The organism is Pseudomonas fuscovaginae SE-1 (assembly GCF_000364705.1).
Lineage (GTDB): Bacteria > Pseudomonadota > Gammaproteobacteria > Pseudomonadales > Pseudomonadaceae > Aquipseudomonas > Aquipseudomonas fuscovaginae_A.
Map to the genome: position 1 here is coordinate 1 of NZ_AQOH01000285.1, position 14,996 is coordinate 14,996.

General features: G+C 63.9%; 14 protein-coding genes. 5 read left to right on the forward strand and 9 right to left on the reverse strand.

The features are described from left to right. From K675_RS31290 to K675_RS0122815, 4 genes are all read right to left on the reverse strand, one after another. The coding region (locus K675_RS31290) for a tetraacyldisaccharide 4'-kinase (RefSeq protein WP_037007086.1) at window positions 1-260 on the reverse strand (260 nt) is incomplete at its 3' end. Then, window positions 260-688 (reverse strand): ExbD/TolR family protein, encoded by a 429-nt coding sequence (locus K675_RS0122805; RefSeq protein WP_017905779.1) that lies wholly within the window; start codon window positions 686-688, stop codon window positions 260-262. The genes K675_RS0122805 and K675_RS31290, both read right to left, overlap by 1 nt. After that, complete coding sequence (locus tag K675_RS0122810) at window positions 685-1,320, reverse strand: MotA/TolQ/ExbB proton channel family protein (RefSeq protein WP_017905780.1); 636 nt, start codon at window positions 1,318-1,320, stop codon at window positions 685-687. Before K675_RS0122810 ends, K675_RS0122805 begins: the two co-directional genes overlap by 4 nt. A gap of 292 nt (window positions 1,321-1,612) precedes the next feature. Then, window positions 1,613-3,826, reverse strand: a complete 2,214-nt coding sequence (locus K675_RS0122815; protein ID WP_026145456.1) for a DNA internalization-related competence protein ComEC/Rec2 — start codon at window positions 3,824-3,826, stop codon at window positions 1,613-1,615. 136 nt (window positions 3,827-3,962) lie between these two features. Between K675_RS0122815 and K675_RS0122820 the strand changes: the two genes are divergently transcribed. Further along, on the forward strand, window positions 3,963-4,484 hold the full coding sequence (locus K675_RS0122820; RefSeq protein WP_017905782.1) for a DUF2062 domain-containing protein: 522 nt from the start codon (window positions 3,963-3,965) through the stop codon (window positions 4,482-4,484). 150 nt (window positions 4,485-4,634) lie between these two features. Here K675_RS0122820 and K675_RS0122825 read toward each other — a convergent pair whose 3' ends face one another. The 4 genes from K675_RS0122825 to K675_RS0122840 form a co-directional block, all read right to left on the reverse strand. Next, entirely contained in the window at window positions 4,635-5,414 is a 780-nt protein-coding gene (locus K675_RS0122825; protein ID WP_017905783.1) for an ABC transporter permease, read from the reverse strand. Continuing rightward, window positions 5,411-6,343, reverse strand: a complete 933-nt coding sequence (locus tag K675_RS0122830; RefSeq protein WP_017905784.1) for an ABC transporter ATP-binding protein — start codon at window positions 6,341-6,343, stop codon at window positions 5,411-5,413. Before K675_RS0122830 ends, K675_RS0122825 begins: the two co-directional genes overlap by 4 nt. Window positions 6,344-6,523: 180 nt before the next feature. After that, entirely contained in the window at window positions 6,524-7,147 is a 624-nt protein-coding gene (locus tag K675_RS0122835) for a glutathione S-transferase family protein (RefSeq protein WP_017905785.1), read from the reverse strand. 43 nt (window positions 7,148-7,190) lie between these two features. Beyond that, a complete protein-coding gene (locus K675_RS0122840; protein WP_017905786.1) occupies window positions 7,191-7,850 on the reverse strand; it encodes a transglutaminase-like domain-containing protein in 660 nt (219 codons plus the stop codon). A 226-nt stretch (window positions 7,851-8,076) separates the two neighbouring features. Here K675_RS0122840 and K675_RS0122845 point away from each other — a divergent pair, with 226 nt between their 5' ends. Both K675_RS0122845 and K675_RS0122850 read left to right on the forward strand, forming a co-directional pair. Then, window positions 8,077-10,524 carry an acyl-CoA dehydrogenase gene (locus K675_RS0122845; RefSeq protein WP_017905787.1) on the forward strand — a complete coding sequence of 816 codons (2,448 nt, stop codon included), beginning with the start codon at window positions 8,077-8,079 and terminating at the stop codon, window positions 10,522-10,524. A 106-nt stretch (window positions 10,525-10,630) separates the two neighbouring features. Continuing rightward, on the forward strand, window positions 10,631-11,038 hold the full coding sequence (locus K675_RS0122850; RefSeq protein WP_017905788.1) for a PA2817 family protein: 408 nt from the start codon (window positions 10,631-10,633) through the stop codon (window positions 11,036-11,038). Between the two features lie 174 nt (window positions 11,039-11,212). On the opposite strand, the gene K675_RS0122855 is transcribed toward K675_RS0122850, so the two are convergent. Beyond that, window positions 11,213-12,163: a LysR family transcriptional regulator gene (locus tag K675_RS0122855; protein ID WP_026145457.1), complete on the reverse strand. Its 951-nt coding sequence runs from the start codon at window positions 12,161-12,163 to the stop codon at window positions 11,213-11,215. A gap of 114 nt (window positions 12,164-12,277) precedes the next feature. Between K675_RS0122855 and K675_RS0122860 the strand changes: the two genes are divergently transcribed. Together K675_RS0122860 and K675_RS0122865 are read left to right on the forward strand one after the other, a co-directional pair. Next, the gene (locus K675_RS0122860; protein WP_017905790.1) at window positions 12,278-12,919 is read left to right on the forward strand and encodes a LysE family translocator; all 642 of its coding nucleotides are present in this window, start codon (window positions 12,278-12,280) and stop codon (window positions 12,917-12,919) included. A 173-nt stretch (window positions 12,920-13,092) separates the two neighbouring features. Then, a complete protein-coding gene (locus tag K675_RS0122865; RefSeq protein ID WP_017905791.1) occupies window positions 13,093-14,829 on the forward strand; it encodes a dipeptidase in 1,737 nt (578 codons plus the stop codon). The last annotated feature ends 167 nt before the right edge of the window (window positions 14,830-14,996 follow it).

Consider the following 14,996-nt stretch of genomic DNA (forward strand, 5'->3'; position numbering starts at 1 on the left):
ACCACGCCGACCCGCAGGCCGCGGCGCCGGCAGTGCTCGACCAGCCAGAGAATCATCGGGGTCTTGCCGGTGCCGCCCACCGTGATGTTGCCGACCACGACCAACGGCACCGGCGGCTGGTAGATGTCGCCTTCGCCGGCGACGAAACGGGCGCGCTTGCCATCGACCACGCGGCGATACAGCCATTCCAGCGGGCGCAACAGGGCCAGGGCCGGATGGCCCTCGTACCAGGCGCGCAACAAGCGATCCGAGAGCGCCATCAGGGTGCCGGTGCCGCCTCGACGGTGGTCATGCGCAAATGGCTGAAGCCGAGCTTGCCGGCCGCGTCCATGGCAGTGATCACGGCCTGGTGTTGGGTCTTGCCGTCGGCACTGATCGACAGCGGCATGTTGGTGTCACCGTTGGACTCCTTCTGCAGCGCCTCCATCAGGGTCGCCAGGTCATTCTTCGGCAGTATCTGGTTGTTCACCGAGAACACCCCGTCGGCACTGATGGCGATGTCCAGTTGCTTGACCAACTGGTCCTCGGCCGGCGAGCCGCTGACCGCCTGCGGCAGATCGACCCGCAGTTGGGTTTCGCGGGTGAAGGTGGTGGTGACCACGAAAAACAGCAGCAGGACGAACACCACGTCGATCAGCGACGCGAGGTTGATATCGATGGTTTCCCGAGGTTTGCGGCGGAATTTCACGCTTTGCCCTCGGGCAGTTCCACATCGCGGTCGCCCTGGACCACTTCGACCAGCTTGATCGCCTGCTGCTCCATGCCCACCACCAGCTCATCGATGCGGCGTTGCAGGAAGCGGTGGAAGAACACCGCGGGAATACCGACGATCAGGCCCGAGGCGGTGGTGATCAGCGCCTTGGAGATACCACCGGCGAGGACGGCGGCGTTAGTGGTCATGCCCGAGCCCATGAACGAGCTGAAGATATCGATCATGCCCAGCACCGTACCGAGCAGCCCGAGCAACGGCGACATGGCGGCGATGGTGCCGAGGGCGTTGATATAGCGCTCCAGCTCATGAATCACCCGGGCGGCGGCTTCCTCGATGCACTCCTTCATGATCTCGCGACCGTGCTTGGAGTTCGCCAGGCCGGCGGCGAGGATTTCCCCCAGCGGCGAGTCGGCGCGCAGCTGCTTGAGCTTTTCCTTGTCCAACTGCTTGTCGCGGATCCACACCCAGACCTGCCCGAGCAGATGCTCCGGGGTCACGCGGCTGGCGCGCAGGGTCCACAGGCGCTCGGCGACGATACCCACGGCCGCGATGGAACTCAGAATGATCGGCAACATCATCCAGCCGCCGGATTTGACCAATTCCCACACAGTGACAGTCCCCTCGAAAAAATGCGCCACTCTAACATAGGGGTCGACCGGGTCGAAGAACGTGATGTCGCATGACGGTGCGGTTTAATAACCCTGGGCTATTTGAATCCTGCCAGCACGGCACTTCGGTTTTTGTATGTGCACAATGAAGTGGCGAGCGGGCTTGTCCGCGCTCGGCCGCGAAGCAGTCGTGAAACCAGGTTCCTCTTGCGTTCAAATACACCGCGTCTTGCGGATGTGGGGCCGCCACGCGGCCCAGCGCGGGCAAGCCCGCTCGCCACAAGGGGCCGAATCAACGCCAGAAGCGTCTTTGCTCGCGCTGTGACTGCGCACCGCCAAAAGCCCCGAGCAACAGGCGTACGGCGCCCTGCTCGGCACTGTCGTGCACCGCCACGCCCAGCGCCTGGTAACGCGCCATCACCTGGGGATGCGGATGCCCGAAGCTGTTGCCACGGCCGCGCGAGATCAGCACGGCCCGCGGCGCCAGGCGCTGGAGAAAGCTCATCGACGAGGAGCTGCGGCTACCATGGTGGGGGGCCTGCAGCCAGTCGGTGCCAACGGCCAATGGACTCTCGAGAAAGGCCTGCTCGGCCCGGGTGTCGATGTCCCCGGTCAGCAACAGCCGCTCCCCCCGGGCCTCGACCTGCAGCACGCAGGAGCGCTGGTTGCTGTCCTGCGCCGCAGGCCATTGCCAGAGTTCGAAGCTCACCCCGTCCCACTGCCAGCGCTCGCCGCTGGAGCAGTCTCCGGCGCGCAACCGTTTGGGTAGCCCACGGGTATCACCACTGATCACCCGGCTCACCGGCAAGCCATCGCGGATCGCCAGGGCTCCACCGGCATGATCGGCATCGGCATGGCTGAGCAGCATCAGGTCCAACTGGCGCACGCCCAGCTTGCGCAGCGACGGCAGGACCACGCGCTGGCCCAGGTCGAACTCGCCGAAACGCGGCCCGGCGTCATACAGCAAGTCGTGATGCTGGGTGCGAACCAGGATCGCCAGGCCCTGCCCGACATCCAGCTGCCAGACTTCGGCGTACCCCTCCGGCACCCTGGACGAGGGCGAGAACAGCACCATCGCCGCCAGCGGCCAGCCCAGCGGCCGCAGCGGCACGCCGGCCGGCAGCAACAGCAGCAGGATGCCCAGACAGCTCAGGCCCCAGGCCCAGGGCGCGAGGGTTTCGGGCAACCAGGCCGGCACCCGGGCCGCGACCAGGGCCAAGCCCTGAAACAGAACTTCCAGCAGGCCGCCGGCCAGCCACAACAGAGCCTCGCCGATCCACGGCAACGCGAGTGCCAGGGTGCCGAGCAAGGCCAGCGGCAACACCGCGAGACTGATCCAGGGCACCGCGATCAGGTTGACCCACGGCCCGCTGAGGCTGATCGGCAAGCCGAGCGCCAGCAGCAATGGCACCAGGCCGAGGGCAATGCTCCATTGCGCGCGGGTCCAGGTTTGCCAGAGGCTCCAGGCCCCCAGCCGTCCGGCGAAACAGAAGACCAGCACCGCCACTGCGGCAAAGGACAACCAGAAGCCCGGCCGCAAACTGGCCAGGGGCTCGACCAGCAGGACCAGGTTCAGCGCCAGCAGCAACGGCCAGGACACGCCGAGATGTCGATAGCGCAAGCGCCACAGCAGCACCAGCCCGATCATCGCGCAGGCCCGCCGTACCGGGATACCGAACCCGGCCAACAATCCGTAGCCCAGTGCCGCGGCAAAGGCCAGCCCACAAGCCCAGGGTAACCAGGGCAGGTGCCGTGGCCACAGGCCGTAACGCGCCAGCCCCGCCACCAGGGCATAGACCAGGCTGGCGAACAGGCCGATATGCTGACCGGAAATCACCAGCAGATGCACGGTGCCGGTGTCTTGCAGGACCCGCCAGGTGTGAGGCGACAATCCCGATCCATCGCCCAGCACCAGCGCCACCAGGGTCGCCGACTGGTCCCAGGCATCGACCTGAAGCATGCGCTGGCGAATGCCGTCGCGCCAGGAGCCCGGCGATGCGCCCAGTCGTTGGCCATCCTTGACGGTACCGGTGGCGCCGATACGCTGGGCCAGCAACCAGGCTTCGCGATCGAAACCATGGGGATTGAGCAGGCCACCGGGTGACTTGAGCTTGACCGCCAGCCGCCAGCGCTCGCCGCTGCTGACCGCCGGCCCGCCGTACCAGGCCAGACGCATGCGCCGGGGCAAGGCGGCGCGCCGGGAAACCGCGCCTTCCAGCACGAAGCGTTGCACCGCTGCGTCGGTTTCCGGTAATCCGACCACTTGCCCTTCCAGCCACACCGTCTGGCCATCCAGTTCCGCTGCCAGGCGGTCCGCCAAGGCCCAATGGGCCTGCAGGCAGGCCCAACTGAAACCGAACAGAAACAGCGCAACCGGATAGCTGCGAAACGGCAACAGCATCAGACCGAGCAGCGCCATCACCGACAGCCATCCGAGCGCCGGCAACTGCGGCAGAAAACAAACGCTCAGCAGTCCCAGCGCCAGCGCCAACATTCCTGTGCGCATCTTTCACTCCGTGAACCCGTTCAGTTCTCGGAATAGCCCGGTTGGCCGGCAGGTGCTTTATCAATTGTCACAATGTCTGAATCGGTCGTCAGTAGAATCCGGGCATACTGCCCGCTTGAACCGACCGAGAAGCCCTATGCCGCGTCGCCTCTTCAAACGCTACATGCCCGACCCGCGGAGCATCCGCGAACACAAGCACTTACGATTTTTCGGCAGGCTGCTGCACGATCCGAACCTCTGGCACCTCAATCGCCACTCGGTGTCGCGGGCCATGGCGGTGGGGCTGTTCGCCGCGCTGATGCCCATCCCGTTGCAGATGCTGCTGGCGGCGGCCCTGGCGATTTCGCTGCGCGGCAATCTGCCGATCGCCGTCAGCCTGGTGTGGCTGACCAACCCGCTGACCATGCCGCCGATCTTCTACTGCACCTACAAACTGGGCACCTGGGTCATGAACGTGCCACCGCGCAGCCTGCCGGACGAACTGACCTGGGCGTGGATCAGCGAGCAGTTGTCGACGTTGTGGCAGCCATTCCTGTTGGGTTCGGTGCTGTTGGGGCTGCTCATGGCCGCCCTGGGTTACTGCCTGACCATGGGCTATTGGCGCTGGTGGGTGGCCCGGCAATGGCAACAGCGCCGGGAGCAGCGCCGCAACAAGTGAATACCGTACCCTGTAGAAGCGTGGCTTGCCCGCGAAGAGTTCCTTGAGGACGCCAAGAGCTTCGCGGGCAAGCCACGCTCATGCAGGGTTGCGCTATACCAACAAGTTCGGGGCGCCCCGGCCCACCAGGCATGCCGGGGTCGTCTGGGCTTACTGGCGCATGCCGCGACCACTGACCAGCAGCCGCGTACAGCCGAAATACAGCACCACGGTCGCCAGCAGCATGAAAGCGATTGCCACGCTGATGCGGATGTCCGAGACGCCGAGGATGCCGTAACGGAAGGCATTGACCATGTGCAGCACCGGATTGGCCAGCGACACGGTCTGCCAGAACGGCGGCAGCAGCGTGATGGAGTAGAACACTCCGCCCAGGTAGGTCAGCGGCGTCAGCACGAACGTCGGGATGATCGAAATATCGTCGAAGTTGCGCGCGAATACGGCGTTGATGAACCCCAGCAGCGAGAAGATCGTGGCCGTCAGCACCACTACCAGCAGGGTCACCCCCAGGTGATGGACCTGCAGGTGGGTGAAGAACAGCGACAGCAGGGTGACGATGATCCCCACCATCAGGCCACGCAGCACGCCGCCCAGGGTGTAGCCAATGAGGATGGTGTGCGGCGAGACCGGCGAGACCATCAGTTCCTCGATCGAACGCTGGAACTTGCTGCCGAAGAAGCTCGAGACCACGTTGCCGTAGGAGTTGGTGATCACCGACATCATGATCAGACCCGGCACGATGTATTCCATGTACGTGAAACCACCCATGTCGCCGATCTGCCGGCCGATCAGGTTACCGAAGATCACGAAGTACAGGACCATGGTGATGGCTGGCGGCAGCAGGGTCTGCGGCCAGATCCGCATGAAGCGCCGGACTTCCCGATAGACGATGGTATTGAGGGCGATCAGGTTGGCTTGCAACTCGGAACTCATACCGCCACCTTCGACAGATTCTTTTCCACCAGGGACACGAACAGCTCCTCGAGGCGATTGGTTTTGTTACGCAGGCTGAGGACTTCGATCTGCTGCGTGGCCAACTGGCCGAACAGCGCGGTGATGCCCACGGACTTGTCCACCTGCACTTCCAGGGTGTGGCTGTCGAGCAGCGTGCTCGGGTAGCCGATCAGATTCGGCGCGACCGTTTGCGCATTCTTGAGGTCGAGCAGGAAGGTCTCGACATGCAACTGGCTGAGCAACTGGCGCATGCTGGTGTTCTGGACAATGGTGCCGTGGTCGATGATGCCGATGTTGCGGCACAACTGTTCGGCCTCTTCCAGGTAATGGGTGGTGAGGATGATGGTGATGCCCTTCTCGTTCAATTCGGTGAGAAAGGTCCACATCGAACGGCGCAGCTCGATGTCCACCCCGGCGGTCGGCTCGTCGAGGATCAGCAGACGCGGCTCGTGCACCAACGCCCGGGCGATCATCAGCCGACGCTTCATGCCGCCGGACAGCGAGCGGGAAGGCACGTCGCGCTTGTCCCACAGGCCCAGTTGGGTCAGGTATTGCTCGGCGCGCTCCTTGGCGACTTTCGCCGGGATTCCGTAGTAGCCGGCCTGGGTCACGACGATATCGAAAGTCTTCTCGAACTGGTTGAAGTTGAACTCCTGCGGCACCACGCCAATGCTGCGCTTGAGCGCGGCGGGTTGCCGGTCCAGGTCGTGACCGAAGACGTTCACCGTGCCGCTGGTCTTGTTCACCAGGGTCGAGAGAATGCCGATGGTGGTGGATTTGCCGGCACCGTTGGGGCCGAGCAAGGCGAAGAAGTCACCTTCGGCGACGTCCAGATCGATACCACTCAGGGCCTGGAAACCGTTGCCGTAGGTTTTGGTTAGCTGCCGGATGGACAGAGCGGAACTCATAGCGGACGATGCACCAAGAAGGAAGGAAAAGTCGGGAAACTGCGTGAAAACCAACCGCATGGCCGGCCTTCCATAGCCCCACATTAAGCATGCGCCGGGTCAGGAACAAGGGCGGCGCAACAGCCCATATGGTGCTTGCCTACGCCGCACAAGTACAGCAACCCGCGTTAATAGTATTTATCAGGTCAACGCGGTCATCACCGCGCGCCGGTAGGCCGGACGCTGTTTCAGGCGCTCGTACCAGGCATTCAGATGGGGCAGCACTGGCCGCTCGATCGGCATTTCAGACCAGGCATAGACGAAGCAGCCCAGGGGAATGTCGCCCATGCCAACCTCCTCGCCGGACAGGTAGGGTTGTTCGGCCAGGGTCCGGTCGGCCATGGCCAGCAACTCGCCACAGGTGTTCACTGCCGCGTTGATCGCGGTCCAGTCCTGCTGCTCGGCCGGTGTCCGCATGACGCCCCAGAACACTACCCGAAACGGCGCGGCGAAGGACGAGGTGGCCCAGTCCATCCACTTCTCGGCGCGTGCCCGCGCCTGCAGGTCCGTCGGCCACCAGGTCGAACCGGCGGCGTGCGTGGCCGTCAGGTAACGGACGATGGTATTGGACTCCCACAGGACGAAGTCGCCATCCTCGATCATCGGCACCAGGCCGTTGGGATTCTTCTCACGGTATTGCGGTGTGTTCACGACACCGAAGGCACCACCGGCATCGATGGATTCATAGGACAGCCCCAGTTCCTCGGCAATCCACAGGACCTTCCTGACATTCGACGAATTCTTGCGACCCCAGATCTTCAGCATGACGGCCTCTCACAGGATAAATGCCGACGCAGTCTACGCCCGATCAGCCCCGACTCAAATCGCTGCGCATGTCACCCCGCAAGGGCAGCGCATCGGGGGTGAACAGATGGGGATAACACTCGGCCAGGTGGCCGAAAAACAACGCCTGCGGCACATCGGCGAACTGCCCGTGGTCGCGCAGGTACTCCATGTGTCGCTGGCCATCGTGGGTATAGGGGTGGAACACGCTGTCGCCGACCCCATCGAACTCCAGCGGGATCACCCCGAGGGCTTCGCACAGCCCCTTGTCGAAGGCCGGCGTGGCCTTGACCCAGCGCCCGTCCAGATAGAGTTCGGTGTAGCCGTGCATGGCGAACACTTCACTCTTGAGCAGTTCCAGCACCCGTGGCGTCGACAGGTGATTGCGCACGTCGGCCAGGCCGATCCGTGCCGGTATCGCGCAATGCCGGGCGCAGGCGGCGAGCAGGGTCGCCTTGGGCACGCAATAGCTCTGCCCCAGTGCCAGGGCATGGCTGGCGCACAAGCTCTGCGGATTGCGATTGAAGGCATAGATGTTGTAGCGGATCTCGTCACGCACGGCGTAGTACAAGCGGATGGCCTGCTCGCGGGGATCGCGGCTGGTACCGCGGCGACTTTCGGCGAACTCCACCACCGCCGGGTGGTCACTATCGATGAAGCGTCCTGGATTCAGATACTCGTGCATGAGAGCAGTCTCCTTGGGAAGTCTCGAGTCTAGCCTTGGGGCCTCCCCGTCGAGTACGACGATTCGGCCAAGTCGCAGACCCACTGCACCTTTCTTGCGAGCCGCCCGGATAACACTCACCCGGCAGTTCGCTCCCACAGATCTGGATACACAGCCCCGACATCCGGCTTGCCGGATGCCGGCTAAGCTCTGAAGTGTTTTTGCCCTGTCTCACGGAGGATTGAATATGCTGCTGTTGTGGATACTGGTCCTGCTGCTCGGCGTCGCCTACCTGGCGCACCGGCGCATCGCCGCCCTGCCCGCCCTCGGGGTGGTGGCGCTGTACCTCCTCGCGATGGGAACCCTCGGCCATGCCCCCGGCGGCCTGATGCTGGTGCTCTGGTTGGTCCTCGCGGCGGTCGCCGTCCCGCTGTTGCTGCCCGACCTGCGCCGCCGGCTGTTCAGCGCCCCGCTGTTCGCCTGGTTCCGCAAGGTCCTGCCGCCGATGTCCGCGACCGAACGCGATGCCATCGACGCCGGCACCGTCTGGTGGGATGGAGAACTGTTCAGCGGCCGCCCGGACTGGGACAAGCTGCTGGCCTATCCCAAGGCGCAACTGACCGAGGAGGAACAGGCGTTCATCGACGGCCCGACCGAAGAACTCTGCGCCATGGTCAGCGACTGGCAGATCGGCCAGGACATGGACCTGCCGCCCGCTGCCTGGGCGCACATCAAGCAGCATGGCTTCTTTGCCCTGATCATTCCCAAGGAATACGGCGGCAAGGGCTTTTCCGCCTATGCCCACTCCCAGGTGGCGATGAAACTGGCGACCCGCAGCGGCGACCTGGCCTCCACCGTCATGGTCCCCAATTCCCTGGGCCCGGCCGAACTGCTGCTGCATTACGGCACCGAGGAACAACGCAATCATTACCTGCCGCGCCTGGCCCGTGGCGACGACATTCCCTGCTTCGCCCTGACCGGGCCGCTGGCCGGCTCCGATGCCGGCGCGATGCCCGACACCGGGGTCGTCTGCAAGGGCGACTGGAACGGCGAGGAAGTGATCGGCCTGCGCCTGAACTGGGAGAAGCGCTACATCACCCTCGGCCCGGTCGCTACCCTGCTCGGCCTGGCGTTCAAGGCCCATGACCCAGACCATCTGCTCGGTGAGGAGGAAGACCTGGGCATCAGCCTGGCACTGATCCCCACCGATACCCCCGGCGTCGAGATCGGCCGGCGCCACCTGCCGCTGGGCGCCGCCTTCATGAACGGCCCGAACGCCGGCAAGGACGTGTTCATCCCGCTGGACTACCTCATCGGCGGCCGGGACATGCTCGGCAAGGGCTGGATGATGCTGATGAACTGCCTGTCGGTGGGCCGTTCGATCTCGCTGCCGGCGGTCGGCACCGGCGCGGCCAAGTTCACCAGCCTGGTCACCGGCCAGTACGCGCGGGTCCGCGAGCAGTTCAACGTGCCGCTGGCGGCCTTCGAAGGCATCCAGGAGGCCCTGGCGCGAATCGGCGGCAATGCCTGGCTGATGGACAGTGCGCGGATGCTCACCGCCAACGCCGTGGACCTGGGCGAGAAACCCTCGGTGCTGTCGGCGATCCTCAAGTACCACCTGACCGAACGCGGCCGTGAATGCATCGCCCACGCCATGGATGTCCATGGCGGCAAGGGCATCATCATGGGCCCCAACAACTACCTGGGCCGCAACTGGCAGGGCGCGCCGATCTTCATCACGGTGGAAGGCGCGAACATTCTCTCGCGCAACCTGATGATCTTCGGCCAGGGCGCGATTCGCTGCCATCCATTCGTGCTCAAGGAAATGGCCCTGGCCGCCCGCGAGGACCGCGACCAGGCGCTGAAGGAGTTCGACGACCTGCTGCTGCGGCATGTCGGCTTTGCCGTGGGCAATGCCGGCAGCACCCTGCTGCTGAACCTCGGGCTCGGGCATTTCGAGGCGGCACCGGGCAACCGCCTGAGCCAGAAATATTTCCGCGCCTTGAATCGCCAGGCGGCGGCCTTCGCCCTGCTGGCCGACCTGAGCATGATGCTGCTCGGTGGCGAGCTGAAGCGTCGCGAGCGCCTGTCGGCCCGCTTGGGCGATGTGCTGAGCCATCTGTACCTGGGCTCGGCGGCACTCAAGCGCTATCACGACCTCAATTCGCCGCAAGCGCTCGACCCGCTGCTCGCCTGGGCCCTGGAAGAAAGCCTCGGCCATGCCGAACGGGCCCTGGACGAACTGCTGCGCAACTTCCCCAGCCGGGTGCTCGGTTGCCTGCTGCGGGTCATCGTGTTCCCGTTCGGCCGCCGACATACCGGGCCGTCGGACGCCCTCGACGCCGAAGTCGCCGCGGTACTCGGCCGGGCCAAGGGCGATCCGGCCCTGGAGGCGATCCTCGCCGGCTGCTACCGCCCGCAATCGGTCGACGATCCGGTGGGGGCCTTGCAGCACGCCCAGGACCTGCTGGGCGCCAGCCATGAAGCGCAGAAAAAGCTGCACACCGCGCTCAAAAGCGGCCAGCTCGCTCCGGCACCCGGAGAATCGGCGATCGACGCCGGCCTGGAGGCCGGGGTACTCCAGCCACGCGAAGCGCAAACCCTGCGCGAGGCCGAAGCGGCACGGCGCAAGGTGATCGACGTGGACGATTTCAGCAAGGAGGAACTCAGCCCGAGCGCCGGCAAGGTGCGTTAACGGCTTACCAGTGGAAACACCTGTCTGTCGCCCATCGCGCCCGACGGGACAACAGGCGTGTGGAGCTTTATACTCCCGCGCCTGTTTTATTCTTGAGGCCCCTGCCATGTCCAACGTACTTGCCGATCATCTGGTCCTGCTCGACCACCTGCGCAGCATCCTGGTCGCCGTCGGCGAAGCCGAACAGGTGCCCGAGGAAAGCCACGCGTTGTTCCTGGAGCGCTTCGATGAACTGCGCGCGCAACTGCCGGTCGATCCGATCGAAAGCCAGTACCTGGGCCAGGACCTGCTGTGCCAGGTGATCCAGCGCTACCCGCAGATCGCCCACCTGGTCCCGCGCGACCTGCTGTGGTTCTTCGGCGGCGATTGCCTGCACTACATGCCCGACGAGGAACTGGACCTCTACCAGGCCCTGGAAGAGCGCCGCTACGAAGCCGAACAGAACGACGAACCGTTCGACTGGAACCAGGAGAAGCAGCTGCTGGCGCTGTCGGATCAGGACAGCAAGCACTGATTTCCCGCCCTCCCTCTCCGGCGGTCAAAGCCGTTCAATTGCGTCCCGTGGCTTGACGCCGCCCTGTGGGAGCCGGCGGTGCGGCGATCCGACTTGCCCGCGAAGCTTTTAACGTCCTCAAGGACCTCTTCGCGGGCAAGCCCGGCTCCTACAAGGCCCGTTGTGCCTCCAGGGTCAAGGTGATACCGAGGCCTGGGCTGATTTAAGAGTCGGCTCCCGTGCCAGGCACTCCACCAGATAATCGATGAACACCCGCAACTTCGACGACAAATAGGGCGTCGGCGTATACAGCAGCCACAACCCGCCATGGTAGGACGCGAGGAAAGTCCACCCCGGCAATACCTGTACGATCTCCCCCCGCTCCAGGGCATGCTTCGCCGTGAAATACGGCAGGCTGCCAATCCCGATATGCTGCCGCACCGCGTCCAGCCGAACCCCCGTGTGATTGGCCGCATAGCGCCCGCGCACGCCAACCGTCACCGTCTTGCCACCCCGCCTGAACTTCCAGCGCGCATCGTTGGGCGTGTCCCCCAGATAGATACAGCTGTGCTCCAGCAGGTCATGGGGATGCCGCGGCGTACCGTGCTCGGCCAGGTATTGCGGGGTCGCGCACAACAGGTGCTCGATCGGCATCAACTGGCGGCCCACCAACCCTACCGGTGGATGATCGGTGATGCGCAGGATCAGGTCGACATTGTCCTCGATCAGATCGACGGGGCGGTCTTCAAGAATCATCTGCACATCGACCTGTGGATAACGCCGCAGGAACGCCGGCATGTGCGGGTGCACCACGAAACGCCCCACCGCCTTCGGCACGCTGACCCGCACCAGGCCTTGCGCCTCGTCGGTGTACTGGCCGCTGATCTCCATGACCGAGCGGGCCGCATTGACCATCTCCCGACATCGCTTGAAAGTCTCCTCACCGCTGTCGCTGAGGCGTAGCTTGCGTGTGGTGCGCTGCAGCAGACGGGTTGCCAGGGCCTTTTCCAGACGGGCAATCGAGCGGCTGACGGCCGAAGGTGACGATCCGAGCTGGCGGGCCGCTTCGGAGAAGCTGCCGGTCTCGACCACCTTCACGAAAATCGCCATTTCGCCCAGCAATGCCAGAGGGGGATTTATGCCCATGACGCACAGGTCCATTGAGATTTGAGCGGATTATCACATATCCAGGCCATTTTTATACTGGCCACCGACAAGGCTGATCAGCGCCCCCTCAACGACTGCCCCGTGGAAACCGTCATGCACTCCCAGTACCTCCATGAATTCATCGCCCTGGCGACCATCCATTTTCTCGCCGTGGTCGCTCCCGGCCCGGACTTCGCCGTGACCATCCGCCAGAGCGTACGCTTCGGCCGGCTGGCAGGGCTGCTGACAGCCATCGGTATTGGCGCGGGCATCTCGGTGCATGTGCTGTACACGCTGCTGGGCGTTGGCGCATTGATGAACAGCGCGCCCTGGCTGCTGCAGGTCGCCAAGGTCATCGGGGCCGGCTACATCCTCTACCTGGGCATCCACCTGCTCCAGAGCAAACCGCAGGCGACACGGGCGGACATCGCCGCACAGGCGGCGGACGGAGCGCCGCGCCAGGGCCTGTTCAAGGCCTTTTCAACCGGGTTCCTGACCAACGCCACCAACCCCAAGGCAACGCTGTTCTTCCTGGCGATCTTCACCACGGTGGTCAGCGCCTCGACGCCGCTGCAGGTCCAGGCGCTCTATGGGCTATGGATGTGCGCGGTCAACGCCCTGTGGTTCATCCTGGTCAGCCTGCTGTTTTCCAGTGAGCGGGTACGCCAGGCCTTTCTGAGAATGGGTCACTGGTTCGAGCGCGGCATGGGTATCGTGCTGATTCTTTTTGCCGGGCGACTGGTACTGTCCCTGTAAACCCGACCGCGCCGACATTGAAAGACTACCGCAAACAGATTTGCACAACTGTTGTGCGAAAAATCGACGGACAAGGACTCCCCTATCACTCGCTCAAGCGGTTATTTTGAATAGCTTTTGTCTGATCGATCAGATATTTCCTACAATCCGTTTGCAAAGGAATGCCTCCTGCAATGAACTTCGCACTCAAACGACTGGCCTGCGCAACGCTGCTGGCCGGTCTCTCGGCGCTCGCCATTCCCGCCTCGGCCAACCTCAGCGCACAGCAGAACGAGGCGATCCTCAAGGCCTTCGGCGATACCTCGGTCACGGACTTCCGGCAGTTTCTCGGCACCCTGAACAAGAGCGAACTGGCGAAGAGCGACAAGCTCAGCCCGGCCATCAGCGCGTTCCTGGACAACAAGAGCCTGCCTCCGGAACAGCAGAACGAGATCCACCGCCTGCTCGGCCTGTATGCGCGAGTGAAGTATGGCAAGGCCGCCACCGAAACCCTGCGCGAACTGGTCGAAATCCCGACCTTTCGCGTCGACGGCGTGGAACAGCACGACAACCCGGAGTTCATCCGTATCGCCGACAGGATCAAGAGCCTGGCGCAGTCCTTCAACCTGAACTTTCGCAACATCGACAACCGCGTCTACGAAATCTCCCTCGAAGGCAGCGGCAAGGAAGTCGTGGGTATTCACGCCCATGCCGATGTGGTGCCGGTGACCCCGGAGAATTGGCTCCTGAAGGACGGCACCCGCCTCGATCCCTTCAAGGTCACGCTGATCGGCGACCGCATGTACGGCCGCGGCACCGAGGATGACAAGAACGGTATCGTGGTGGCGCTCTACGCAATGAAGGTCATCAAGGAAGAGAAGCTGCCGCTGGCAAGAAACTTCAAGTTGCTGATCGACACCACCGAGGAAACCAGCGGCGACGCCATCCCCTACTACTTCGAACGCAACCCGACCCCCGACTACAACCTGGCGCTGGATGGCGGCTACCCGGTGGTGATCGCCGAAAAAGGCTACGGCACGGTCATGGCCCGCTTTGCCCGGCGCACCGCCGAAGGCCAGGGAGCCGAGATCACCTCGCTGATCGGTGGCCTGGCGACCAACCAGATCCCTTCGGCATCGGTCGCCACCCTGGTCACCGACCAGCCCGCCGAACTGGCTGCCAGCCTGCGGAAGGCCGGCGCCGACTACGTCAGGCAGCATGGCGACAACTTCGAAGTGACTGCCAAGGTCGCCGGCAAGGATGTCACGCTGACCGTCACCGGCGTTTCCGCCCATTCCTCCGAACCCGAATCAGGCGTCAACCCGGTGGCGCGGATGCTGGACTTCATCCACAGCCTGGACGGCAAGGTCGCGCTCAAGCACAACCACATCACCGATGCCGCCCGCTACGCCGCCGACAACTGGGGGCTGGACTACCTGGGCAACAAGTTGGGCGTCGGTTTTGCCGATGACTTCATGGGCCCGCTGACCACCTCGCTGACCTATGTCGGCCTGGATGACAAGGTCCTCAAGCTGGCGGTCAACCTGCGAGTGCCGAAGGGCAAGAGCCCGCAGGTGCTCAAGTCCGAAATCGCCGAAAAACTCGATGCCTGGAGCAGGAAGACCCACGTGGCAGTGGCCTTCGACTACAAGATCGCCGAACCGATGTACCGCAACCCCGAGGGTGAGTGGGTCAAGGCACTGCTTGCGGTGGCCAGCGAGAACCTCGGCATGCCGCACAAGTTCGGCACCTCCGCCGGCGCCACATCGGTCCATGAGTTACCCAATGGCGTGCAGTTCGGCCTGGCCCGCCCCGAGGTCAAGTACACCGGGCACACCGACAACGAGTTCAAGACGGTGGAGCAGTTCCAATTGGATCTGCAGATCGTCACCGAAATGATGGGACGCATCGGGCAGTTGCCGAAGCTGTGAGCGTGACCAGAGGGCAGGCCAAATGGAATGCCTGCCCCGCTGGTCATTGTACGGTTCGGGGAGGTCTGAAATACGTGCACGAACAAAAACGCCGCTCATTGCTGAGCGGCGTTTTCATTTAATTTGGAGCGGGAAACGAGACTCGAACTCGCGACCCCGACCTTGGC